27 protein-coding genes are annotated in these 23,948 nt (G+C 64.4%); all 27 read left to right on the top strand.

Going from position 1 to position 23,948, the window contains the following annotated elements:
* The first annotated feature begins 46 nt into the window (after window positions 1-46).
* On the top strand, window positions 47-1,900 hold the full coding sequence (locus FFS10_RS03210) for an acyl-CoA dehydrogenase (RefSeq protein ID WP_137891405.1): 1,854 nt from the start codon (window positions 47-49) through the stop codon (window positions 1,898-1,900).
* Window positions 1,900-2,103, top strand: coding sequence for a hypothetical protein (locus FFS10_RS03205; protein WP_137891403.1), 204 nt, complete (start codon window positions 1,900-1,902; stop codon window positions 2,101-2,103). Before FFS10_RS03210 ends, FFS10_RS03205 begins: the two co-directional genes overlap by 1 nt.
* A 37-nt stretch (window positions 2,104-2,140) precedes the next feature.
* Window positions 2,141-2,932 (top strand): SDR family oxidoreductase, encoded by a 792-nt coding sequence (locus FFS10_RS03200; RefSeq protein ID WP_137891401.1) that lies wholly within the window; start codon window positions 2,141-2,143, stop codon window positions 2,930-2,932.
* 99 nt (window positions 2,933-3,031) lie between these two features.
* The gene (locus tag FFS10_RS03195; protein WP_137891399.1) at window positions 3,032-3,442 is read left to right on the top strand and encodes a PaaI family thioesterase; all 411 of its coding nucleotides are present in this window, start codon (window positions 3,032-3,034) and stop codon (window positions 3,440-3,442) included.
* A gap of 14 nt (window positions 3,443-3,456) precedes the next feature.
* On the top strand, window positions 3,457-4,473 hold the full coding sequence (locus tag FFS10_RS03190) for an NADP-dependent oxidoreductase (RefSeq protein ID WP_137891397.1): 1,017 nt from the start codon (window positions 3,457-3,459) through the stop codon (window positions 4,471-4,473).
* Between the two features lie 36 nt (window positions 4,474-4,509).
* A complete protein-coding gene (locus FFS10_RS03185; protein ID WP_137891395.1) occupies window positions 4,510-6,156 on the top strand; it encodes an isovaleryl-CoA dehydrogenase in 1,647 nt (548 codons plus the stop codon).
* A 147-nt stretch (window positions 6,157-6,303) separates the two neighbouring features.
* Window positions 6,304-7,209, top strand: coding sequence for an SDR family oxidoreductase (locus FFS10_RS03180; protein ID WP_137891393.1), 906 nt, complete (start codon window positions 6,304-6,306; stop codon window positions 7,207-7,209).
* A gap of 129 nt (window positions 7,210-7,338) precedes the next feature.
* Complete coding sequence (locus FFS10_RS03175) at window positions 7,339-7,671, top strand: DUF6516 family protein (protein WP_137891391.1); 333 nt, start codon at window positions 7,339-7,341, stop codon at window positions 7,669-7,671.
* Window positions 7,668-8,042, top strand: a complete 375-nt coding sequence (locus tag FFS10_RS03170; RefSeq protein WP_137891389.1) for an HVO_A0114 family putative DNA-binding protein — start codon at window positions 7,668-7,670, stop codon at window positions 8,040-8,042. Before FFS10_RS03175 ends, FFS10_RS03170 begins: the two co-directional genes overlap by 4 nt.
* 7 nt (window positions 8,043-8,049) lie before the next feature.
* Entirely contained in the window at window positions 8,050-8,205 is a 156-nt protein-coding gene (locus FFS10_RS22915; protein WP_171016064.1) for a hypothetical protein, read from the top strand.
* A 385-nt stretch (window positions 8,206-8,590) separates the two neighbouring features.
* Entirely contained in the window at window positions 8,591-9,331 is a 741-nt protein-coding gene (locus tag FFS10_RS03165; protein ID WP_137891559.1) for a response regulator, read from the top strand.
* Between the two features lie 63 nt (window positions 9,332-9,394).
* Window positions 9,395-10,690 (top strand): sensor histidine kinase, encoded by a 1,296-nt coding sequence (locus FFS10_RS03160; RefSeq protein WP_137891387.1) that lies wholly within the window; start codon window positions 9,395-9,397, stop codon window positions 10,688-10,690.
* Window positions 10,691-10,940: 250 nt separating this feature from the next.
* Window positions 10,941-11,114 carry a Flp family type IVb pilin gene (locus FFS10_RS03155; RefSeq protein WP_137891385.1) on the top strand — a complete coding sequence of 58 codons (174 nt, stop codon included), beginning with the start codon at window positions 10,941-10,943 and terminating at the stop codon, window positions 11,112-11,114.
* Between the two features lie 84 nt (window positions 11,115-11,198).
* Window positions 11,199-11,405, top strand: coding sequence for a Flp family type IVb pilin (locus FFS10_RS03150; protein WP_137891383.1), 207 nt, complete (start codon window positions 11,199-11,201; stop codon window positions 11,403-11,405).
* Between the two features lie 113 nt (window positions 11,406-11,518).
* The gene (locus FFS10_RS03145) at window positions 11,519-12,118 is read left to right on the top strand and encodes an A24 family peptidase (protein ID WP_137891381.1); all 600 of its coding nucleotides are present in this window, start codon (window positions 11,519-11,521) and stop codon (window positions 12,116-12,118) included.
* A gap of 16 nt (window positions 12,119-12,134) precedes the next feature.
* A complete protein-coding gene (locus tag FFS10_RS03140; protein WP_137891379.1) occupies window positions 12,135-13,478 on the top strand; it encodes a DUF8689 domain-containing protein in 1,344 nt (447 codons plus the stop codon).
* Window positions 13,479-13,493: 15 nt separating this feature from the next.
* Window positions 13,494-14,342 (top strand): Flp pilus assembly protein CpaB, encoded by an 849-nt coding sequence (gene cpaB / locus FFS10_RS03135; protein ID WP_137891378.1) that lies wholly within the window; start codon window positions 13,494-13,496, stop codon window positions 14,340-14,342.
* A 10-nt stretch (window positions 14,343-14,352) separates the two neighbouring features.
* Window positions 14,353-15,927, top strand: a complete 1,575-nt coding sequence (locus FFS10_RS03130; RefSeq protein WP_137891376.1) for a type II and III secretion system protein family protein — start codon at window positions 14,353-14,355, stop codon at window positions 15,925-15,927.
* A 12-nt stretch (window positions 15,928-15,939) separates the two neighbouring features.
* Window positions 15,940-16,230 carry a hypothetical protein gene (locus FFS10_RS03125; protein ID WP_249931149.1) on the top strand — a complete coding sequence of 97 codons (291 nt, stop codon included), beginning with the start codon at window positions 15,940-15,942 and terminating at the stop codon, window positions 16,228-16,230.
* 91 nt (window positions 16,231-16,321) lie between these two features.
* A complete protein-coding gene (locus tag FFS10_RS03120; protein ID WP_249931148.1) occupies window positions 16,322-17,752 on the top strand; it encodes a pilus assembly protein TadG-related protein in 1,431 nt (476 codons plus the stop codon).
* The gene (locus FFS10_RS03115; RefSeq protein ID WP_212744079.1) at window positions 17,749-18,249 is read left to right on the top strand and encodes a TadE/TadG family type IV pilus assembly protein; all 501 of its coding nucleotides are present in this window, start codon (window positions 17,749-17,751) and stop codon (window positions 18,247-18,249) included. Before FFS10_RS03120 ends, FFS10_RS03115 begins: the two co-directional genes overlap by 4 nt.
* 8 nt (window positions 18,250-18,257) lie before the next feature.
* A complete protein-coding gene (locus FFS10_RS03110; RefSeq protein ID WP_137891372.1) occupies window positions 18,258-18,824 on the top strand; it encodes a TadE/TadG family type IV pilus assembly protein in 567 nt (188 codons plus the stop codon).
* Window positions 18,825-18,906: 82 nt separating this feature from the next.
* Window positions 18,907-20,028, top strand: coding sequence for a CpaE/TadZ family protein (locus FFS10_RS03105; protein ID WP_171016066.1), 1,122 nt, complete (start codon window positions 18,907-18,909; stop codon window positions 20,026-20,028).
* 52 nt (window positions 20,029-20,080) lie between these two features.
* Window positions 20,081-21,445 carry a TadA family conjugal transfer-associated ATPase gene (locus FFS10_RS03100; protein WP_249931147.1) on the top strand — a complete coding sequence of 455 codons (1,365 nt, stop codon included), beginning with the start codon at window positions 20,081-20,083 and terminating at the stop codon, window positions 21,443-21,445.
* A gap of 4 nt (window positions 21,446-21,449) precedes the next feature.
* The gene (locus tag FFS10_RS03095) at window positions 21,450-22,424 is read left to right on the top strand and encodes a type II secretion system F family protein (protein WP_137891368.1); all 975 of its coding nucleotides are present in this window, start codon (window positions 21,450-21,452) and stop codon (window positions 22,422-22,424) included.
* A 9-nt stretch (window positions 22,425-22,433) separates the two neighbouring features.
* The gene (locus FFS10_RS03090; RefSeq protein ID WP_137891366.1) at window positions 22,434-23,381 is read left to right on the top strand and encodes a type II secretion system F family protein; all 948 of its coding nucleotides are present in this window, start codon (window positions 22,434-22,436) and stop codon (window positions 23,379-23,381) included.
* Window positions 23,382-23,649: 268 nt separating this feature from the next.
* Window positions 23,650-23,948 (top strand): tetratricopeptide repeat protein (locus tag FFS10_RS22910; protein WP_171016207.1); only part of this gene is annotated, 299 nt, incomplete at its 3' end.

Here is a 23,948-nt window from a genome sequence, read left to right as displayed (position 1 = left end):
ACGCCCCCGAAAACGCCTTGCCTCAGAGTCCTCCTGCCTGCCTGCCATGAAACTGCGCACCACCCTCGACTTCCTGCTCTATGACTGGCTGCAAGCCGAGTCGCTGAACCGGCGCCCGCGCTTCGCCGACCATTCGCGCGAGACCTTCGACGCCGTGCTCGAGACCTGCGAGCGCATCGCGCGCGAGAAGTACGCGCCGTTCAACCGTCTGGTCGACACCGAGGAGCCGAAGGTCGAGGGCGACAAGGTCGTCCTGCCCCGGGCCACGCACGAGGCGCACCAGGCTTACGCGGCCTCAGGCATGCTCAGCGCCGCGCAGGATTACGAGATCGGCGGCATGCAGCTGCCCTACACCGTGGAAGCCGCGGCCAATGCCTTCTTCGCCATGGCCTCGGTCAGCATGGGCTCGGGCATGCTCACGGTGGGCAACGCCAACCTGTTGATGGCGCATGGCAGCGAGCTGCAGAAGAAGGTCTTCGCGCTGAACGAGTTTTCCGGCCGCTGGTCGGGCACCATGTGCCTGAGCGAGCCGCAGGCCGGCTCCAGCCTCAGCGACGTGGCCACACGCGCGCTGCCGGACGGCGAGGGCTCCGAGGCCGATCCGCTGGGCTCGCGCTACCGCCTCACGGGCAACAAGATGTGGATCTCGGCCGGCGAGCACGAGCTGACCGAGAACATCGTGCACCTGGTGCTGGCCAAGATCCCGGGGCCGGACGGCCGCTTGCCCTGGGGCGTCAAGGGCATCTCGCTGTTCGTCGTGCCCAAGAAGCTGGTCGACACCGAGGGCCGGCTGACCGGCGAGCGCAACGACGTGGCGCTGGCGGGACTCAATCACAAGTGCGGCTGGCGCGGCACGACCAACACGCTGCTGAACTTCGGCGAAGGGCGTTACCCGGTGCGCGGCCAGGCCGGCGCGATCGGCTACCTGGTGGGCCAGCCCGGCGAGGGCCTCAGGTGCATGTTCCACATGATGAACGAGGCACGCATAGGCGTCGGCATGGCCGCCACCATGCTGGGCATGGCCGGCTACGAGGCCAGCCTCGACTATGCGAAGAACCGGCCCCAGGGCCGGCATCTCCTGGGCAGCCGCGCCGGCGCGGCGGGCGCCGCCGGCAAGGACGCCGCCCAACCCCAGGTGCGCATCATCGAGCACGCCGACGTGCGCCGCATGCTGCTGGCCCAGAAAGCCTATTGCGAGGGCGCGCTGGCGCTCGAGCTCTATTGCGCGCGCCTGGTCGACGAGCAGCACACGGGCGACGCGGCGGCGGCCGACGAGGCGCGCCTGCTGCTGGAGGTGCTCACGCCGATCGCCAAGAGCTGGCCCAGCGAATGGTGCCTGGAGGCGAACAGCCTGGCGATCCAGGTGCACGGCGGCTACGGCTACACGCGCGACTTCCCGGTCGAGCAGTACTGGCGCGACAACCGCCTCAACATGATCCACGAGGGCACGCACGGCATCCAGGGCATGGACTTGCTGGGGCGCAAGGTGCGCATGGAGGAGGGCCGGGGCCTCGAGCTGCTGGCCGCGCGCATCGCAGTAACGGTGGGCAGGGCGCGGGGCGTGCCGGCGCTGGCCGCCCACGCCGAGGCGCTGGCGCAGGCCCTGGGCCAGTTGCTCGCGGCCACGCAAGCCGCCTGGGCCACGGGCCAGCCTGCCGAGGCCCTGGCCAATGCCGTGCCCTACCTGCAGGCCTTCGGCCACACGGTGCTGGCCTGGATCTGGCTCGAGGTGGCTCTGGCCTCGCAGGCGCGTGCCGCGCAAGGCGACCCGGCCCATGCCGGCCGCCTGGGCGCGGCGCGTTACTTCTATCATTACGAGCTCCCCAAGACCATGGCGTGGCTCAAGGTGGTGGAAACCCGCGACCCGACCTGCGCCGAACTGCCCGAGGAAGCTTTCTGATGGCCACATCTTCCACAATCAAGCGCTTGCAGGCCCTGCTCTGGGTCCTGATCTACGGCGGCCTGCTGACCCTGGTGCTCGGCCTCGCGGTCCAGCGCGTCGACGAGCCCCTGGGCTGGTCGCTCGTTGTCGTCGGCGGCCTCGTGGCCGCGGCCGGCTTCGCCCTGATCTACCTGCGTGCCAAACTCAGGGAAGACCGATGAACCCGCACCGATTCACAATGAACAGGAGACCAACCCCATGACCCGTACCGTCCAGCAACTCTTCGACCTCCAGGGCAAGAACGCCCTGGTCACCGGCGGCTCGCGCGGCCTGGGCCTGCAGATGGCGCAGGCGCTCGGCGAGGCCGGCGCCCGCGTGATGCTGAGCTCGCGCAAGGCCGACGACCTGGAGACCGCGGTGGCCGACCTGCAGGCCGCAGGCATAGACGCGCGCTGGATCGCGGCCGACTGCGCCAAGGAGGAAGACATCCGCCGCCTGGCCGACCAGACGCTGGAGCGCATGGGCCCGGTGGACATCCTGGTCAACAACGCCGGCGCCGCCTGGGGCGCGCCGGCCGAGGACCACCCGGTCGACGCCTGGGACAAGGTCATGAACCTCAACGTACGCGGTTACTTCATCCTGAGCCAGCACATCGCCAAGCACAGCATGATCCCGCGCCAGGCTGGCCGCATCATCAACATCGCCTCGATCGCGGGCCTGGGCGGCAACCCGCCGGACATGCAGACCATCGCCTACAACACCTCCAAGGCCGCGGTGATCAATTTCACGCGCGCCCTGGCCTGCGAGTGGGGCAAGTACAACATCAACGTCAACGCCATCTGCCCGGGCTTCTTCCCGAGCAAGATGACCGCCGGCACCCTGGAGCGCATGGGCGAGGACAGGCTCGCCGCTCACGCGCCGCTGCGCCGCCTGGGCGACGAAGAGGACCTCAAGGGCCTCACCCTGCTCTATGCCTCGGACGCCGGCAAGCACATCACGGGCCAGTGGCTGGCGGTGGACGGCGGTGTCAGCGCCATGACCGGAGGCTAAGAAGATGTTGGCCCCCACGCTTGTCACTTCGTGTACTGCGCTGCCCCCCGAGGGGGCCCCAGTCGCCTTGGGGCGGCCCGGCGGCGACTGGAGAACCGCATGAGTCTTGACTTCGGCGCCCACATCCCCTTCGTCGAGCACCTCGGCTTCACGCTGGAGCGCTTCGAGGGAGGGCATTCGGAGATGCGTTACACGCCGACGCCCGAGCACCTGAACTCGTTTTCGGTGACGCATGGCGGCGCGCTGATGAGCTTCCTCGACGTGATCCTGGCCACGGCTGCGCGCAGCGTCCAGCCCGACATGGGCGTGGTCACGATAGAGATGAAGACCAGCTTCATGCAGCCCGCGCGCGGCCCCCTGCTCGGCAAGGGGCGGCTGATGCACCGCACGCGCAGCATGGCCTTCGTCGAGGGCACCATCATCGACGCCGAGGGGCGGGCCTGCGCCCATGCCACCGGCACTTTCAAGTACGTGCCGCATGCCGCGAGCCAACCGATTTCCACAGACTGACGACGGAGACCACCATGCCGCAAAACCGACAAATCCTGCTCGACAACCGCCCGGTGGGCGAGGCCACGGTCGACAACTTCAAGCTCCTCACCGTCGAGACGCCGCCGTTGCAGGACGGCCAGGTGCTGGTGCGCCACCACTTCCTGAGCCTGGACCCCTACATGCGCGGCCGCATGAACGCCGGCAAGAGCTATGCCCAGCCCCAGCCGCTGGGCGAGGTCATGATAGGCGGCACGGCCGGCGAGGTGGTCGAGTCCAAACACCCGAAATTCCAGCCCGGCGACAAGGTGGTCGGCATGGGCGGCTGGCAAGAATACAGCGTGGTCGATGCCTGGCAGCCCGGCATGCTGCGCAAGGTCGACACCAGCCATGTGCCGCTGTCCTACTATCTGGGCGCGGTGGGCATGCCCGGCGTCACGGCCTGGTACGGCCTGGTCAAGATCATCGCGCCCAAGGCCGGAGAGACCGTGGTGGTCAGCGCCGCCACCGGCGCAGTGGGCAGCGCCTTCGCGGCCCTGGCCAAGGCGCGCGACTGCCGCGTCGTCGGCATCGCCGGCGGCCCCGAGAAATGCAAATATGCGGTGGACGAGCTCGGCTTCGACGCCTGCATAGACTACCGCGAGCACAAGGACGCGGCCTCGCTGTCCAAGGCGCTGAAGGCGGCCTGCCCCAACGGCATCGACGGCTATTTCGAGAACGTCGGCGGCATGGTGCTCGACGCCGTGCTGCTGCGCATGAACGCCTTCGGCCGCATTGCGCTGTGCGGCATGATCGCCGGCTACGACGGCCAGCCGCTGCCGCTGGCCCATCCCGCGCTGATCCTGACCAACCGGCTCAAGCTGGAAGGCTTCATCGTGAGCGAGCACATGGAGGTCTGGCCCGAGGCGCTGGTCGAGCTCGGCACCCTGGTCGGCACCGCCAAGCTGCGCCCGCGCGAGACTGTCTCGCAGGGCATAGCCTCGGCGCCCGAGGCCTTCATCGGCCTGCTCAAGGGCCAGAACTTCGGCAAGCAGCTGGTCAAGCTGATTTAATCGAAGGCCTCGACGTCGCGACGCGCGGAGGGCCTCATGCACGCCACCCACGAGGTTTTCAACCAGCCCGAACCACTGGTCGCCTACAACCTGTTCAGCGGCAACCAGCCGCTGCAGGACGCGTTGAGGTTCAACGCGCCCGCGCTCGACCTCTCCGAGCTCGAGGCGCTGGGCGAGCGCCTGGGCACGGCCGAGATGCAGGCCCATGCGCGCCTGGCCAATGCCCAGCTGCCGCAGCTGCGCAGCCACGACCGCTTCGGCCGGCGCATCGACGAGGTCGAGTTCCACCCGAGCTACCACGCGCTGATGTCGGTCGCCGTGGCGGCCGGGCTGCACGGCACGCCCTGGGCGGGGGGCGCGCATGCCCATGTCCGGCGCGCCGCCGGCTTCATGCTGTTCACCGAGCTCGAGCCCGCCGTCCTCTGCCCGATCTCCATGACCTATGCCGCCACGCCGGCGCTGCGCGGCAATGCGGCCATCCACGCCGACTGGGCGCCGTTGCTTGCCAGCCGAAGCTACGACCCGCTGCTGCGTCCCTGGCGCGACAAGCCCGGCCTGACCATGGGCATGGGCATGACGGAAAAGCAGGGCGGCTCGGACCTGCGCGCCAACACCACCGAAGCCCAGCCCGACGGCAGCGATGCCTGGGGCCCGCGCTTCGTCGTCACCGGCCACAAGTGGTTCTTCTCCGCGCCCATGTGCGACGCCTTCCTGGTGCTGGCGCGCACGCCGGGTGGTCTCAGCTGCCTGTTCCTGCCGCGCGTGCTGCCCGACGGCAGCCGCAACGACATCCGCATCCAGCGCCTCAAGGACAAGCTGGGCAACCGCGCCAACGCGAGTTCCGAGGTCGAGTTCGAGAGCGCCACCGCCTGGCTGGTCGGCGAGGAGGGGCGCGGCGTGCCGCAGATCCTGGCCATGGGCACGCTCACCCGGCTGGACTGCGCCCTGGGCACCAGCGGCCTCATGCGCCAGGCCCTGAGCCTGGCCCTGGACCACACGCGCCAGCGCCAGGCCTTCGGCAAGCCGCTGATAGCCCAGCCGCTGATGCGCCAGGTGCTGGCCGACCTGGCGCTCGAGAGCGAGGCCGCCACCGCGCTGGCGCTGCGCCTGGCGCGCTGCATCGATCAGCCCGACGACGCGCACGAACAAGCCCTGGCGCGCCTGCTCACGCCGGTGACCAAGTTCTGGATCTGCAAGCGCGGCAGCGCCTTCGCCCAGGAGGCCATGGAATGCCTGGGCGGCAACGGCTATGTGGAGGAGGGGGGTGCCGGCGTCATGGCGCGCATCTACCGCGAGATGCCGGTCAACTCGATCTGGGAAGGTGCCGGCAACATCATGGCCCTGGATCTGCTGCGCGCCCTGCGCGGTGCCGACGGCCAGGCCGCGGTGGCGGCCGTGGCGCAGGAACTGGCGGCGGCCAGAGGCCAGCACCCTGCGCTCGACGTGCTGGCGGCCAGCCTGCCTGCGCGCCTGGCACCAACCCAGGACGAACGCGGGGCGCGCCGCCTCGCGCAGGACCTCGCGCTCGCGCTGCAGGCCGCGCTGCTCGCGCAGAGCGTGCCGACGCCGGTGTTCAGCGCCTTCTGCGAAGCGCGCCTGGCCGGGCAGGGCGGTTCGAGCTTCGGCTGCCTGGGCGCCGGCACCAACGTGGGCCTGCTGCTGCAGCGGGCCATGCCGCGCTGATGGCATTGCGTCATTGCGAGGCGCGCAGCGCCGCGGCAATCCACCGTGGATGGCCACGCCCCTGCGGGGCTCGCGATGACGGTGGCGAATGCAAAAGCGACCGCCTGCCTGTTGAGTTTTTCACGACCACTTGAAAGTACACAAGCCATGATTTCCGACTTCCAAGCCAAGACCGCCGTGCTCACCGGCGCCGGCTCAGGCTTCGGCCTCGAATGCGCGCGCATAGGCGCCCGGCTGGGCATGAAGCTGGTGCTGGTCGACGTGCAGCAGGATGCCCTGGACCGGGCCGCGGCCGAGCTGCAGGCCGCCGGCGCCCAGGTGCTCGCCCGCCGGGTCGACGTATCCGACGCGGCGCAGATGGAAGCGCTGGCCCAGGCCGTGCAAGAGCGCTTCGGCGCGCCGCACTTGGTCTTCAACAACGCCGGCGTGGCCGCGGGCGGCCTGGTCTGGGAAAGCTCGGTTCGGGACTGGGACTGGGTGCTCGGCGTCAACCTCTGGGGCGTGATCCACGGCGTGCGCCTGTTCGCGCCCATGATGCTCGAGGCGGCCCGCCGCGACCCAGCCTACCAGGGCCACATCGTCAACACGGCCAGCATGGCCGGGCTGCTGACCCCTCCCAACATGGGCATCTACAACGTCAGCAAGCACGCCGTGGTGGCGCTGAGCGAAACCCTCTACCAGGACCTGCGCCTGGTGTCCGACCAGGTCGGCGCCAGCGTGTTGTGCCCCTACTTCGTGCCCACCGGCATCAGCCAGAGCGAGCGCAACCGCCCGGCTGACCTGGTGGGCGGCCCGCCCACGGCGAGCCAGCTGATCGGCCAGGCCATGAGCGACAAGGCCGTGGGCAGCGGCAAGGTCACGGCACCGGAAGTGGCCCAGGCGGTGTTCGACGCCGCCTCCGCCGACCGTTTCTACATCTACAGCCACCCGCAGGCGCTGGGCAACGTGCAAAGCCGCATGGAGGCCATACTGCAGCAGCAGAACCCACCCGACCCATTCGCCGCCAAGCCCGAGATCGGCGAGCAGCTGCGTGCGGCCCTGCGGGCGGGCTAACGGGCAAGTGGGCAATCTGATCTTTCGTCATTGCGCACAGCCTTTCCCGCCAGCTGGCGTACTTGAAAGGCTGCGCACTGACACGTCATAGCAGATGTGCTACCATTGAGCACACCTGAAGACAGAAGAATGGCAAAAACACGCAAGGAAATTCTGCTCGAGCAGGAACGTTTCGAACTCAAGCACAAATCTGGTGGCGGACTCCTGAGCTATGAGGTGTGGGGTTACATTGAAAATGGGAGCACGGTGGTCACCAGGTACAACCTGGCCTACATCAACCACGAGATCTACCAAGGCGATAACGGCCGGGTTCTCGGCTTTGACAATGCCCATGGCTACCACCACAGGCATTACATGGGTCAGATCGATGCGGTCGAGTTCCTGAGCTACGAGGCCACGCTGGAAAGATTCCAGCTGGAATGGCAGGAGATTGTCAAAGCAACACGAGGAAAGAAGCCATGACCAAAGTTGTCATCCGTACGGGCGATGTCGCGGGGTTTTTTTCGCGAGCGAAGGATGCCGCACGCAAGGCCGACAAGGGTGGAACGTTTGAAGGGAGAGTGACACTCTCGTTCGAAGACCCTCAACGGATGTTTACCGTGCTATCCGAGGCTCGTCGCCGCTTGATGATGGAGGTGATGCACGAGCCCAAGACCATCAACGAGTTGTCGCACAGACTGCATCGCAATCGCTCTGCCATCACCAAAGATGTTGGACTGCTGGAGAAGGTGGGGTTGATCGTGTCGCAACGGCAGGCCAATCCAGGCCACGGCATTCAAAAAGTCATCCGGTCGGTCGCGCCCCAAATCGAACTGGTCGCCACGTTGGGATGACGCCCCTTTGCGGGCACGTCTCTACATCTACAGCCACCCGCAGGCGCTGGGCAACGTGCAAAGCCGCATGGAGGCCATCCTGCAGCAACGCAACCCACCCGACCCGTTCGCCGCCAAGCCCGAGATCGGTGAGCAGCTGCGTGCGGCCCTGCGGGCGGGTTGAACGGCGGCAGGGCTTGCCCCTGGCGGAGGCGCCGGCCTGGGGCTATCCGGCGCCAAAAGGCGCCAGGAGATGAGCCCCGCAGGTACCAAATTTACAAATGCTATCGAGGCGACATGTGCCGAATTGCGAGCAATGTGGCCCAAGTTACGTAACAAAATGTAATTAGTCCTAAAGTACGTAGCGAGGCTTCCCGGTTTCTCGTAACTTACGTTCCTATACGGCGTTTTTCCCTTTGAAATTGGTACGGGTTTTCTGTGTAAGAATCGTATCAAAAGGTGGTGGGTCGGATACATCTGGCCTGGGCCGCAAGGTAAAAACACCGAGCAGGAGAGGGAAGATGAATGAAAGCAGTCCGACACGGCACAGGTTCGCCGCAGCCGCAGGCATGACCGATCTGTGGTCGTCCACGCGGTTTTCCTCGCGCGAGAGCGTGCCTTCCCTGTGGCCTGAGCATTTTGCAGGCCAGCCCGGCAAACCGGCGCAGGTGTTGCTCGTCGACGACGATCCCCACATGCGCATGGTGATCTCCCAGGAGTTGCTGGTCGACCCGCGCATCCTCCTGGTGGCCCAGGCCGCCAGCGTGCACGAGGGGCGCCGAATGATCGATCGGCATGAATTCGACGTGCTGATGGTGGATCTGAACCTTGGCGACGGCTGGGGCTTCGAGCTCATCGAGCACATGAAAAGCGCCCGCCCCGACGCCGAGGCCGTGGTGATCTCGGCGCTGGAGGACGAGCAGCACGCGCTGCGCGCCTTCGAGCTCGGCGCCACGGGCTACCTGGTCAAGAACTCCTGGTTCGGCAACTTCCCCCAGGCGGTGCTGCAGGTCGTCAACGGCGGGGCCTCGATCACGCCCAGCATGGCGCGGCGCCTGCTGCGCAAGCTCGAGCACGGGCCGAGTGTCCAACTTCCGGAGCCCGGCGCCGAAGAGGCCGAGCCGCTGTCCGAGCGCGAGAAGGAAATCCTCAAGATCGTCGCCGTGGGCTACACCAGCGCCGAGATCGGCGAGCGGCTCAACATCAGCTGCATGACGGTCAACACCCACATCAAGAACATCTACCGCAAGCTGCACGTGCGCACCCGCGCCCAGGCGGTCAATTTTGCGGCGCACCACGGCTTGCTTTGAGGTTTGCCGCTTCTTTTGGTCCAAGGGTGGAATCGGCGCGCATTCACGCGCTAAGCTAAGGCCATGCGTTGGCCTTACTTGCTGATCACGGCAATCGCCGCTGTGCAGGCGGTGCTGCTGCTCACCTGGTCCCTGTGGGGCTGGCACAAGAGCCGCAGCCTGGTCGACAAGGCCTTGGCCTGGGCCGCCACGTTCTGGATCGTCCACCTGCTGCTCTCGCCCGAGACCGGCTTGCTGCTGCCAGGCGCAGACGCCGTGCTGCTCACCCACCTGGGCTACCAGGGCCTGGTGGCGGCCGTCAGCTATTTCCTGCTGGTCAGCGCCATGGCGCACGACCGCAAGCTGCACGCCATCTGGTGGCTGCAGGGCGCAATCGGCGTCGCGGCGCTGGGCTGGTATTACGGCGCAGTGGCGGGCCCGGGCCGCGATCAGGCCTACCTGGTATGGAAGCTCGCGAACGGCGCGGGCGCCGCGGCGCTCACCGGCGTGGTGCTCGTGCGTGCCTTCTGGGGGCACATGCAAAGGCATTCGATGGTCGTGGGCGCGGGCATCATCGGCCTGGGCATCTGCATCAGCGATCTTCTGCAGGCCGAAGGGCACATGCTGGGCGTGCCCCTGCGGCACCACTTCTACGCGCTGTACCTGATGGTCATGTGGTTGTTCGTGACCGGGCGGGCCGGGACCGCGCAGGCGCGCGGCCAGGGCCAGGCGGCCCTGGCCGACAAGCCCGCAAATGCGAATGACGCGGCCGAGGCCGTGAGCCACGAGCGTCACCGCATCGCGCAGGACCTGCACGACGGCGTGGGCTCGCAGCTGGTGAACATCCTCTCCTCGCTCGACAGCCACAACCCGCAACAGCAGGCGCTGGCGCTGGCGCTGGAAAACTGCCTGGTCGACCTCAAGATCATGGTCGATTCGATCGACGGTACCCAGGACAGCGTCACCGACGTGCTGGCCAGGCTGCGCTACCGCGTGCAGCACTCGCTGGACAAGCTGGGCATCACCATGGTGTGGAACGTGGAGTTCAATGACGCGCTGGAGAGCCTGCGCGGCGAGACCGCAGGCCAAGTGCTGCGCATTGCCCAGGAGGCGCTGTCCAACGTGATGCGCCACTCCGGCGCCAGCCGCGTCGAGGTGGCGTGCCGCGTCGACGGCGCGACGCAAAGCCTTTGCCTGGAAGTCCGGGACAACGGTCGGGGTGGCGCCGACGAGGCCGCGGCGGCGAACGGTAAAGGCCTTCTGGGCATGCAACGGCGTGCTGCTCTCATCGGGGGGCATCTGCAGATCGAAAGTCCGCCCGGTGAGGGCACGCGCCTCGAGCTTTGCGTGCCGCTGGCGCAGGCCTCGCGTGGCATGTAGTACGAAGTGCGTCCTTTGCCCTGAATCAATCCTTCCTCGTGCGGACAGCGCGGGCGGCCTTTACTTCGCTTCGAATACCCAGTTTGAGGTATAGGCAACACAGGCCTCGCCGAACAGAATGAAACCGTAGACAGAGGAAGTTGCTGGCATCCCAGTCGGGGGGCGTCGGTGGTTTTCAGAGGCTACGGCAAAGCCATCTGTCGCTCATGGGGAGCGAGGGATGTTTCACTTGGAACTCAGGAGTTGCATCATGGAAAAAATCATTCTGGCGACGCGCCGCTTCCTGCGCGACGAAGAGGGCGTGACCGCGATCGAGTACGGCCTGATCGCGGCGTTGATCGCCATCGTCATCATCGCCGCTGTCTCGCTCGTTGGCCAAGACCTGAACAACACGTTCCAGGAAGTTGCTAACGCTCTCTCATGACGATTGACAGCTGATATGAGGCAAGCAATGATGAGCCCAAATTATTGCTTGCCGGAATATCTGTCAGTTACAACGGAGAGTGTCATGAAGCCCCGCCTTGGCAGAGCAGTTGCCGTATCGCGAAGAGCTGCCCAGCGGGGCGTCACTTCGATTGAGTATGCACTGCTTGCGTCCTTGATTGCCATTGCCATTGTTGCCGGCGTTTCTGCCGCTGGTGGCGCGAACGGTGACTCCTGGACGGCATGGGCAGCGAAACTGAGCGCTGCGATTGAGTCGGTGCTTGGAAACTGAAACCACTCTGTCTAAGCGGATCGACATGATGCGCAGATAGCGGAACGGCGCTGGCTGGTACGAGTAGGCGATTTCGCAAGCATTCTCGAATTGGTCAGCGAAGGGAGGTAGGGATGAAGTTTGATGTCTCTCCTGCGGTTTGGCAGTTCTGGAGCCTCTCGGCCCTTGCGCTGATCATGCTCGCAGCGCTGCTGACGGATCTGCGCCGGCGCTGCATTCCCAACAAGCTCATACTTCTGACGCTGTGCGCGGGCCTGCTGACTCATGTCTTGGGTCCGGTCAACGATGCCGGCGGACTGTTCAGCGACCGGCCGGGTGCACTCGGCGCCAAAGGGGTGCTGGCTGGCGCCCTGACAGGTCTGACCCTGTTCCTTCCGCTTTACGCGCTACGTGCCATGGGTGCGGGCGACGTCAAGCTCATGGCCGGCATCGGCAGCTTTGCCGGTCCCGCCGACACGCTCAATGTCGCTGTAGTCATCCTCCTGATGGGGGGCGTGCTCTCTGTCGCGCGCATGCTTTTGGGGGGCACGACAAGGCACGTCATGGCCAATGTCATGCTCGTACTGTCACCTGTCTTGCACGGAGGCCCACGCCAATTCGACGCGGCCAAGCATTCCGTGGACCGCATGCCTTATGCGCTCGCCATGGTGACGGGTCTGCTGGCCTACGGCAGCTGGCTGTGGCTGGGTGGCTCACCGTTGTTCCGTTTCTGAAGCGCAGGAGGGCAACATGCTGAACCTGGATTCCCTCGACACCACGGCCCCTGCCGCGCAGTCCGTCGGTGAAAAGACTGGCGCAGAGCCAGGGGGCTTGCCCGACAGCTTCATGACCGAGTTGGCGCTGCGCCACCTGTCCCGTCGAGGCGAGCTCCGGCTGGCGGCCATGAAGCAATTGCTGGGCGTGAACGGGGCGGTTACGGACGCGCTGCTGATCAAGATGCGCAGCCTGCAATTGGTCGAAGTGCCGCGCCGTGGCAGTCTGGATGGCGACGTGAGTTATGCGCTGACCGATACCGGTCATCGCCAAGCGCGTCTGGCCATGGAGAAATGCCAGTATGTGGGGCCTGCACCGGTCACTTTGTCTGAATACGTGACCGAGATTCATCGCCAGGCCCGTGAGGCTGCCTTCGTGCGCGTGGCCGATCTGCGTGAGGCTCTGGGTGACCTGGTGATCGACGAGGCCCTGCTGCCTGCGCTGGGCGGCTCCATGAACTCCGGCAAGGCCATGTACCTGTACGGCGAGAGCGGCTCGGGCAAGACCTACCTGGCCGAGCACCTCGTGAAGACGCTGCACGGCACGATCCGCGTGCCGCATGCGCTCTATGTGGAAGGTGAAGTGGTTCAGCTCTACGACCCAACGGTGCATCGCGCGGTGTCGGAAGCTGCGAACAATGGCCGCAGCCTGGCGCTGGAGGGCGAGGCCGACGGCCGCTGGGTCCGGGTGCAACGTCCGGTGGTGGTGGCAGGCGGGGAACTGACCTTGGCCATGCTGGACCTGCAATACGACCCGCATACGCGCGTGCATGTGGCGCCACCGCAGATGAAGGCCAACAACGGTATCTTTGTCATCGATGACCTGGGCCGCCAGCGCGTCGCGCCGCGCGAACTCATGAACCGCTGGATCGTTCCGCTGGACCGCAAGGTGGACTACCTGGGCCTGCACAGTGGCATCAAGTTCGAGCTGCCGTTCGACGTGAAGGTCGTGTTCTCGTCCAACCTGTCGCCCGAACAGTTGGTCGACCCGGCCTTTGCGCGGCGCCTGGGCTACAAGATCCATGTGCCCGAACTTTCCCCGGAGCAATACCGCGAGGTCGTGACCCAGGCCTGCGCCCGGGCCGGCGTGCCGCCGGATGCAGCATCTATCGACCATTTGGTGGATGGCTTGCATCCACGCCATGGCCGCTCCTACTTCCCTTGCATACCGCATGACGTCATCGGCAAGATCGCCGACCGCGCGTGCTACCTCGATGAGCCCCCGCGCATGACGCCGGAGCTGATCGAATGGGCCTGGGAACTTTATTTTGGCGGCGGGGACGACACCGCGTCTGCCGAAGCCGTACAGTCTCTGAATTGAGGAGAGGAGATCATCATGAAAAGCAGACGCGCCCTCATCATGCTGTTGTTGTCTATCTTGACCGGTGTGGCAGCCGTGCTGCTGGCCGCCCGCTGGCTCGGCGAGCAGGCGGCCAGTGGCAACACCACGGTTGTCGTGGCTACCCGCGACCTAGATCTGGGCCAGCCCCTTCAGCCCAGCATGTTGCAAGAGATTGCCTGGCCCACGGGCTCGGAACCCGTGGGGGCGTACCGTGAGGCGAAAAAACTTGAGGGCCGCGTGGTGCGAACTTCGATATTCAAGGGTGAACCTGTCCTGGAGCCCAAGCTCGCCGCAGTGGGAACCAAGGGTGGGCTGGATTCCATCATCAAGGAGGGTAACCGCGCCATGACCGTCCGCGTCAATGAAGTGGTTGGCGTGGCTGGCTTCCTGGTGCCGGGCAGCTACGTGGACCTGTTGGTCAACGTCCAGGAGAACCGTTCAGGCGGCCGGTCTGGAACCATCTCCAAGATCGTGCTCGAACGCATCCTGGTGTTGGCCGTGGCGCAGGAGGCCAACCGCGACGAGACCAAACCCAAGGTGGTGAACGCCGTCACGCTCGAGGTCACGCCCGAGCAGGCCGAGAAGATCGACTTGGCACGTAATATTGGGACGTTGTCGCTGGTACTACGCAACCAAGTTGACCTCAAGGATGCCACGACTGCTGGCGCGCGCCAGGAAGACCTGCTGGCTCAGGAGCCCACGCCAGTCGCGTCCGCGGCCAAGGCGGTCGTGGCCAGGGCCGCGCCAAGGCCCGTCAAACGCACTGTACGCGCGCCCGTCGCGGAGCCGTCGGAACGCGTCGAAATGATTCGCGGCATCCAAAAAGCCAATTCCGATTTCTGAGGAGGCCCCCATGAAGAAGAACACTGCCCATACGCCCCTGGCTGCTGGCCTGGGGTTCGCCCTGGTGGCCTTGCTGGCAACGGCTTCCGGACAGGCGCAGACGCCGGCTGTGACCAAGGGCGTGACCACCAGTCGCCCTGCGCCGGCCGGTTCGGCACCAGCCAGGGTGCCCAGCGGAATCGACTTTTCCACCGTCGGGCCGTCGATGGACCTCATCATCGGCAAATCCACGCTTTTGCGCCTGCCGTCGCCGGCAGAGCGCATCTCGCTGGGCGACCCCAGCATCGCCGACGTCACCTTGATCAGCCCTACCGAGCTCTACCTGCTGGGCAAGACCTATGGCTCGACCAACATGATCATCTGGCGCAAGGGTTCGGGCGCGACGGCGGTGGACCTCAACGTCAACATCGACTACCAGCGCATGGAGAGAAAGATCAACGAGCTGATGCCGGAGGAGAAGGGCATCAAGGTGCGGCCGGCGGCCGACTCGGTGATCCTGACGGGTGTGGTGTCCAGCGCCGTCAAGGCTCGTTATGCGGAGGACATCGCCAACGCCTTTGTGCGTGATGTCAACCGGAGCATGGCGCTCCCGGTGGTCGCGGGCAGCACGCGAGTCGCGCCCGGCACGTCTATCGGAGGGGGGCGTGGTGGGGCCGGCGGTGCAGCCGGTGGCAAAGTGGTGAACCTGTTGCAGATCGCCGAGGCCCAGCAGGTGATGCTGGAGGTGACCGTGGCCGAGGTCTCCAAGACCTTGATTGACAGGCTGGGCGCCCGCTTCAGCGCCTCGCGCACCAACGGCAACTGGACCTTCGGCATCCTGTCGGAACTGCTGTCCGGTGGCTCGGGACTGCTCTCGGCGATCAAGAGCACCAACGGCAATGGCATCGCGATCGACGCCGAGAAAAACGACGGCCTGGTCAAGGTCCTGGCCGAACCCAACATCGTGGCCATCAGCGGGCAGGAGGCCAGCTTCCTGGCGGGTGGCAAGATCTTCATCCCCGTCGCGCGCAGCAACGAGACCACAGGCGGGACGACCATCACGCTGGAGGAAAAGGAATTCGGCGTGGGGGTGAAATTCACGCCAACGGTGCTCGAGGGCGGGCGCATCCACCTCAAGGTCGCCCCCGAGGTGTCCGAGCTCTCGCAGACCGGCTCGCCCTTCACCACGGTGGGGGGGGTCACGTCCGTGCTGCCCAGCTTCACGACGCGCAAGGTCCAGACCTCGGTGCAGCTGATGGACGGGCAAAGCCTGGCCATCGCTGGCCTGATCAAGAACAACGTCAAGCAGGCGGTGGAGCGCGTGCCGGGCCTGGGTGAGGTGCCGGTGCTGGGTGCGCTGTTTCGCAGCAATGAGTTCCAAGGCGACCGCAGCGAACTCATGTTCGTGATCACGCCTCGCCTGGTCAAGCCGCTCGAGCCCAACTACATCCTGCCCACCGACAGCTACATGCCTCCTAACCGCAGCGAGTTCTACCTGGGCAACAAGCTGGAAGGCTCGGGCCACGAGGAGATACCGGCTGACAAGCGCAATGCACCCGTCACCCCCGCTGCGGCGCCCGCGGCCGGCGGCATGGAAGTCAAGTAAGGAGAGCTCATCATGTCACTTGCTCAATTCTTTGCCCAACGCGGACGGGTACTGCCCCTCCTGGGGACGATGGCCCTGTTCGCGGGCTGTGCCAGCACGACGCCCGTGGCGGACAGCCATTTCGGCGAGGCCGTGCGCGCGGCGCGCGCTGCGCAAACGCTGAACCCGCAAGCCTCGGCCAACCGTGATCCGGTCAAGGGCATCGACGGCCAAGCCGGCTCGGCGGCGATGGAGCGGTATCAGGATTCGTTCAAGTCGCCGCCCAAGACCTTCGAGATCCTGAATATTGGGGGCAGCCTCTAACGAAGCGGCACCCGATGCCAGTGGAGCGGCAATCATGAGAGTTCAGTCAATTTTTCGAACAGGTGTCAGGGCCCGGCGGCAACGCGGCGCCGTGGCCATCGTCCTTGGACTCTCCATCTTCGTGCTTTTTGGCTTCCTGGCCTTGGTGGTGGACCTGGGACGCACCTACGTGGTCCGCACGGAGCTGCAGAACGCGGCAGACGCGGCGGCACTGGCCGGCGCGAAGCAGCTGAACCAGACCGCCGCCGGCGTGACCAGTGCCGTGAGTTTCGCCATCGCCATGGCGGCGCAGAACGATTTCAAGTTTTCGACACCCGTGACCATCACCATCGCCGACATCAGCGTCGGGCATTGTCCCGACGATGTGTGCATGGTCGCCGCCAGCACCGTCGATACCGATGGCGAGGCTTCCAACAAGACCTTCATCAAGGTCGATATTCCGTCTGGCAACCTTCCGACTTTTTTTGCCATGATTCCCACGGCTTCCGGCGACACTGGCACCGCTGCCACTACCACGTACGGTCGGGCCGTGGCGGGGCGGTTCATCAACGACATCACCCCCATAGGCATCTGCGCCATCAGCACAGCGAAGGGAGAGCTGATCGGTCCCACCTTTCCTGACGGGTCGCGCGAGCTGGCGCAGTTTGGCTTCAGGCGCGGGGTCAGTTATGACCTTTTCAATCTGGGCCCGTTGGGCTCGCCGGCCGACACCTACCTGCTGGACCCGGTTGACATCCATCCCAACCCCTGCGACCCGGCCAACTCGAGCGCCAACATCACGGCGCCGTTCGTTTGCGGTGGTTCCTCGGCCATTCTGACCACCACACCAGGAACCGTCTGGGGTAACACTGGTTATTCGTGGGGAAAAATTCAGGCGGCGTTGAACTCCCGGTTCAATGTCTACGGTGGCGCTTCGGTGTGCATACCGGCCCAAGCGCCGCCCGATATCAATATTCAAAATTTTGCTTGCAAGGAGGGCGACTTATGTCCGAGCCCCCCCCTCCCCGCGGCGGACTGGATGACACCTGCGTCTGCGCCCGCGACTCAACACATAATCAACCCGAGCCTGCCGCCTGCCGTGCCGCTTCCAGAACAATACGGTGTGCTGTGGTCCTATAGCCGTGCGGTGCGCGGCGTGGTCGATCCGGATGACACAACCAGCTTCATACCCGGTACCAGTTACGCGACTGGAGATTGGGCGACCCTCTATTCGACACCGGGCGGTGCCCCGGCAACCAATGCGAATTTCCCGGTCCCGGCAACGGGTTCGCCCTATCAAGACCCCTCCCATACCACCGCGCCGACCGGCAACCCAGGGCTTGCCAATCGGCGAGTCCTGAATCTGGCGATCGCGAATTGCCCGCTGATCACTGGCACGGGCGCCTGCATGGCCATTCCGGTATTGGGCATTGGAAAATTCTTCATGCAGGTTCCCGCTGTCAACTCCCCAAAGAAGCTGTATGTGGAGTTTGCCGGGTTGATCGATCCCGTCCCGGTCGCCGACATCAAGCTGTACAGATGATCGCCATGAGTACGAGAAATCTCCCATCAACTCAGCGGATGCATCGCCAGCGCGGTGCTGCAGCTGTGGAACTGGCCTTCGTGATCTTCGTGCTCTTGCTGATCGTTGCCGGGACCATCGCCTTCGGCCGTGCCTTCTGGTATGCCGATGCATTGACCAAGGCCACCCGGGATGGCGCGCGGCTGCTTTCCACCTGGCCGGTCGGCACGGTCAACAGTGCGGGAGTCATTGCTGCACGCGACATGGTAATCAGCAACGCGAACGCTGCTAACGTCAATCCAGCATTGGTCACAGGTAACGTGGTGGTCGAGTGCCTTAACAGCACCTTTTCCACGGTGTCCTGCGTAGACGGTACTGCGCCCAACAACGTGAGGGTCAGGATCAGCGGCTTTAGCCTGAGCTTGGATGCCTGGTTTCCTTTTGTCAGTGCAAGCGGTGTCATCGACTACGGCACTGTAGGCATAGCCCCTCACACCACCATGCGCTACATGAACTGAGGTTGATCATGCGTTCGCCCCATTTACCTGCGAGGAGGATGAAAAAGTCATGGCGCGGTGTCGCCGCCGTTGAATTTGCCTTGGTGCTGCTGCCATTCCTTGTAATGCTTCTGGGGGCGATCGAGTTTGGACGATTACTGTTTCTGTGGAATACGGTACAGGAGGTGACCCGCAATGCGGCACGTCAAGCGGTTGTCACCGATTTCTCGCTGTCAACCGAGACCGACAAAATCAAGTATTCGGCCGTTTTTCGATCCAACGCCGGTTCGCTACCGGCTGCGCCAGAGGTGACGAATGCTCATGTAGTCATACGCTATCTGAACGCTGCAGGAAATGTGGCGAGTCCGATGCCGGTGAGCCCGGGTGACAATATCTCCGCCTGCCTCGATTCCGAGCGCACCAGCTCTTGCATCCGATTCGTGGAGGTCTGTCTTAGTACGGGAAGCAGTTGCCAGTCAGACCAGCTCGTGTCATTTGTCCCGCTGGTCAGCCTTTTCGACGCCGACTTGGCAGGCCTGAAAATTCCGTTGTCTACGGTTCGTATGCCGGCCGAGAGCCTGGGTTTCAGGCCCTGATTGATTGTTTATGACCCTCAGAATTTCTTTCATCTGCAGTGACTCGGCGCAACGCGACGCATTGCTGGCGCAGATACCTCGCATGCAGGACGTGGAGTTCAGTGCCCACATCGGCACCACGCGTACCTTGGCCACGGTGCTGCAGAAGGAACTGCCGGACTTGGCGTTGCTGGACTTTCCGGTGTCGGACCATGTGGCACTCGAGCAAATACAGGCCGCGACACTGCATGCGACCGGATCGCACGTGGTGCTGGTGAGCCCGGACAGTTCTGCGGAATTACTGCGCCAAGCCATGCGTGCGGGTGTGCGTGACATCCTCGCGGCCCCCATGGGCGCGTCCACCGTTCAGTACGCGCTGGACTATGTAAGAGAGCGTTTGGCCAAGCACTCGCAAAAGCCTGATGTCCACGGCGCCATCCTGGCCTTCGTGCCCGTCAAGGGCGGCGCAGGCGCGACGTTTCTGGCCACCAGCCTGGCCTATGCCTTGTCGACCCAGGGCAAACGGGTGCTGGTGGTGGACCTGAACCTGTACTTCGGCGATGCGGCACTCTTCGTCTCCGAGCACCAGCCCACGTCCAGCGTGGTGGACCTGGCACGCCAGACCTACCGCATGGACGCTTCACTGCTCGACACCAGCGTGCTCAAGGCGCGCGACAACCTGCATGTGTTGGCGGCACCGCCCTGGCCCAAGCAGGTGGAGGCTGTAACGCCCGATGCATTGGAAAGCATCCTGACGCTGGCACGGAGCCAGTACGACTTCATCGTTCTCGACGCCAGCCGCATGCTGGACGCTGCCACGGTCAAGGCGCTGGACATGGCCGACAAGATCTACTTGACGCTGCAGCTGTCGCTGCCCTCGATCCAGAACGCCAAGCGCGTGATCACCGTGTTGCAGGAGTATGGCTATGGCCTGGACAAGCTGCGCCTGGTAGTCAACCGCTACGAAAAGGGTGGCCAGGTTCGCCTGGAAGAACTGGAGCGCGTGACCCAGCTCAAGGTGTCCCGCTCGGTTCCGAACAGCTACGAGACCGTCAGCTCCTCGGTGAACGAGGGTGTGCCGTTGATCATGCTGTCGGCGCGCGATCCGGTGGCCCGTGACCTGCGGGAATGGGCCCAGGAACTCTCACCGGTTTCTGTCAAACCGGCGGGGACCAAGGGCTGGTTCCGCAGTCTTGGCGTCCCCGGCTTGAGGGGCTCGTCGTGAAACCTCGGAATGCAATGTTGGATCCCGGCAGTGGCCGGGGGAGGAGTGCATCATGATGTTCAGATCACAGGGGTACGAAGTGAAGCGTGCGCGCTTGGCGTCTGACTTGAGTCTGTCCGAGGGGTCGGGCGGAGGTGATCAGGCCGCCAACTACCACGAACTCAAGAGCCAGCTGCATAGCAAGCTGCTGAGTCGCATCGACTTGGACGTCATGGCCTCCATGAAGCCCGAGCGCCTGCGCGAAGAACTGGGCGTGCTCGTGGAGCGGCTGGTGGCGGAATCGGGTGCGGCCCTCAACGGGGCGGAGCGCAAGCGGCTGACACAGGACATCCAGGACGAGGTGATGGGCCTCGGCCCGCTGGAGCCTCTGCTTGCCGATCCCACCATCTCGGACATCTTGGTCAACGGGCCCCGCAAGGTCTACGTGGAGCGCCGCGGCAAGCTGGAGCGGACCGACATCGTTTTCTCGGACAACGACCACTTGATGAAGATCATCGACAAGATCGTCTCCAGGATTGGCCGCCGGGTCGACGAATCCAGCCCCATGGTGGATGCGCGGCTGCCGGATGGCTCCCGTGTCAACGCCATCATTCCGCCGCTGGCGCTGGATGGTCCGCTGCTGTCGATCCGCCGTTTTGCCGTGGTGCCGCTCAAGATGGACGACCTGATCAGCAACAAGTCGCTGACGCCGCCGTTGTCCGAGCTGCTCGTTGGCATGGTCAAGGCCAAGATGAACATCCTGATCTCAGGCGGCACGGGCACCGGCAAGACTACGCTGCTTAACGTGCTGTCGGGGGCGATACCGCCCGGCGAGCGCATCGTGACCATCGAGGATGCGGCGGAACTGCAGTTGCAGCAGCCGCACGTAGTCAGGCTGGAAACGCGGCCACCCAACATCGAGGGCAAGGGCGAGGTGACCCAGCGGGCCCTGGTGCGCAACAGCTTGCGCATGCGACCGGACCGCATCATCCTGGGCGAGGTGCGCGGTGCCGAGACGCTGGACATGCTGCAGGCCATGAACACCGGTCACGAGGGTTCCATGGCCACGGTGCACGCGAACTCGCCACGCGATGCCCTTACTCGACTCGAAAACATGGCCACCTATGGGGGCGCCACGATCCCGCAGGATGCCATGCGCCATCAGATCAGTTCGGCCGTCATGGCGGTGATCCAGATTGCCCGCCTGACGGACGGGCGCCGCAAACTCGTCAGCCTGCAGGAAATCACCGGCATGGAGGGTGAAATCATCACCATGCAGGAGATCTATCGATTCACGCAGACAGGGATGGCTGCCGATGGTTCCGCTTTGGGCAGTTTCCGTGCGACCGGTGTCAGGCCCAAGTTCATGGAGCGCCTGAAGGCCTTCAGTGTCCGCGTGCCTGATGAAACCTTCGACCCCAGCCTGATCTACGAGTGATGCCATGAACACCGGAATGTTGCTATTCGTGGTCCTCGGCTTCGTTGCCGTGGTGCTGCTGCTGGAGGGCTCCTACGTCCTCTGGAATGACAACAAGAGCCCCGAGGTGAAGCGCATCGAGCAGCGTCTTAGGGCGATTTCCGCGGGTGGCCACGACCCTGGAGACATCAAGCTGGTCAAGGAACGGGTCATGAGCAGTACACCCGGTCTGCACAGCGTGCTGGTTCAGTTGCCGCAGTTGCATCAACTTGACCGCTTATTGCTTCAGGCGGGCTCGCGGAACACGGTTTCCCATGTCCTTGTGACATGCGCGATGGCTGCAATAGCTGGTTTGATCACGGCCGCTTTGCTGAGATGGCATTGGTTTTTCATGCTGCTCTTGGCTCTTGGACTGGCAATTGCGCCGTTGCTGCACCTTCTCGTGAAGCGCGAGCGACGGATGCATCTGATGGAGGCGCAATTGCCCGACGCTTTGGATCTCATTGCTCGTGCACTGCGCGCCGGCCATTCCTTTCTTTCGGCACTGGGTATGGTCGGAGAGGAGGGGCCCGAGCCGATTGCGGGCGAGTTCAAGACGGTGTTCGACGAAATCAGCTTCGGTATTTCCACCGAAAACGCGTTGAATGACTTGGCGAAACGGGTTCCTGCGTCAGACCTGCGCTATTTCGTCATGGCGGTGCTCATACAGCGCGAGACGGGCGGCAACTTGGCTGAGTTGCTCGACAACTTGGCGCGGCTGATACGTGAGCGGTTCAAGCTGCTGGCTAAGGTGCAAGTACTCGCGGCGGAGGGCAAGCTCTCGGCCTGGATACTGACCCTATTGCCCTTTGTCGTGGCCGCTGCGGTTCAGACTATGAACCCGAAGTACCTGTCGGCGTTGTACACGGATCCGATGGGTATCAAGATGGTGATCGGTGCCTTGATCATGATTGTCATTGGCATCATCGCCATGTGGCGCATCATCGAGATTCGCGTGTGAGGTGTCGCCATGAACGCGCAAACTTTGATACTTGCCCTGGTCTTCCTCTCGGTCGCTGGTGTCACGTTGGGTGTCACACTGTGGGTCAATCGCCGGGCGGCAGTCAGGGATCGCGTCGATCGCTTGGATCAGGGGGACAGCAAAGTCGAGGAAGATCGTCCTGCTGTCGGGCGGGAGTGGTTGGCCAGGGTCGCACAGGTCGCTGGCCCCATGGCCAAATTGTCGTCGCCCAAAGACGGATGGGAGGCCTCAAGCCTGCGCGTGCGCTTCATGCAGGCCGGTCTGCGCGATGGCCATTGGCCAGCAATTTTCTTCGGTGCCAAGACGGTGCTGGCTCTAGCGCTGCCAGCCATCCTGGCCTTGTCTTTGGGGCTAGGGCCGCAGTTGACGACAAACCGCAATGTTTTTTTACTGGTCTTGCTCGCAGGCTTCGGCTATTACCTGCCCAATGTCGTACTGTCCCGCATCACGGAGCAGCGACAGCGTGAATTGAGGGAATCTTTACCCGACGCTCTGGACATGATGCTGGTTTGCGTCGAGGCCGGGTTGGGTCTCGATGCCGCCATGAACCGCGCGGCCAGCGAGATCGGCATGCGCAGCCAAGCCCTTTCCGACGAACTCGGTCTGGTCGCGTTGGAGCTTCGCATGGGGGTCAAGCGTGAGCACGCCTTGCGCAATCTGGCGCTGCGGACTGGAGTCGATGACGTTGCGGGTTTTGTCACCATGCTGGTACAAGCGGACCGCTTTGGTACCAACATCGCGCAGGCCCTCAGGGTACAGGCCGACACCATGCGCGTCCATCGCCAGCTACGAGCCGAGGAGCTGGCAGCCAAGATACCGTTGAAGCTGTTATTCCCGCTGATTTTTTTCATCTTTCCATCGCTGCTGCTGGTGTTGCTCGGTCCCGCCTGGATCAGCATTTACCGCGTCCTGCTGCCGGCAATGGGTGGGCGCTGATTATTCGAGGAGAACAGCCATGACGCGAAACTGGACTACGTTCACTGCTATTTCGACACTTAGCTCGCTGCTCGGCTGCGCTCAACTTGGTACGGGCCAGCCACCATCCGCAGCAGTACGTGGCACCGCCGGCCCTGTGCAGCAAGTCTTGCCGGTCAAGGTCGCAGCCGTGCCGGCAGCGGCACGCCAGTCTGCGGCGCCAAGCGCAGAGGGCGCCTTCCTCATGGGCCGTGCTGCGCACGGGGCAGGCCACCTCGCGGAGGCGCGAATGCACTACACCCTGGTCTTGGCGCTGGAGTCGCGCCATGGGGGCGCGCTCAATGCCATGGCCGTCATCCACGCCCAGGAGGGGCGACTCGATGATGCGCTGAGGCTGTTCAACGAAGCCATGGCGGTGGCGCCCCAAGCGGCCCACTTGCACAACAACGCAGGCTATGCACTGCTGCGCGCAGGCCGCCTGGACGAAGCGGAGACCGCCTTGCTTCGTGCGAGAGAGTTGGATCCTGCCAATCGACAGGTTGCCCAGAACCTGGACCTGTTGCGGACGGCGCAGGCGCGGGCGGGGAA

The organism is Ramlibacter sp. 2FC (genome assembly GCF_005503345.1).
GTDB lineage: Bacteria > Pseudomonadota > Gammaproteobacteria > Burkholderiales > Burkholderiaceae_C > SCMQ01.
The sequence above is the reverse complement of the archived record's forward strand: the minus strand, read 5'-3'. Positions and strand labels throughout refer to the sequence as shown.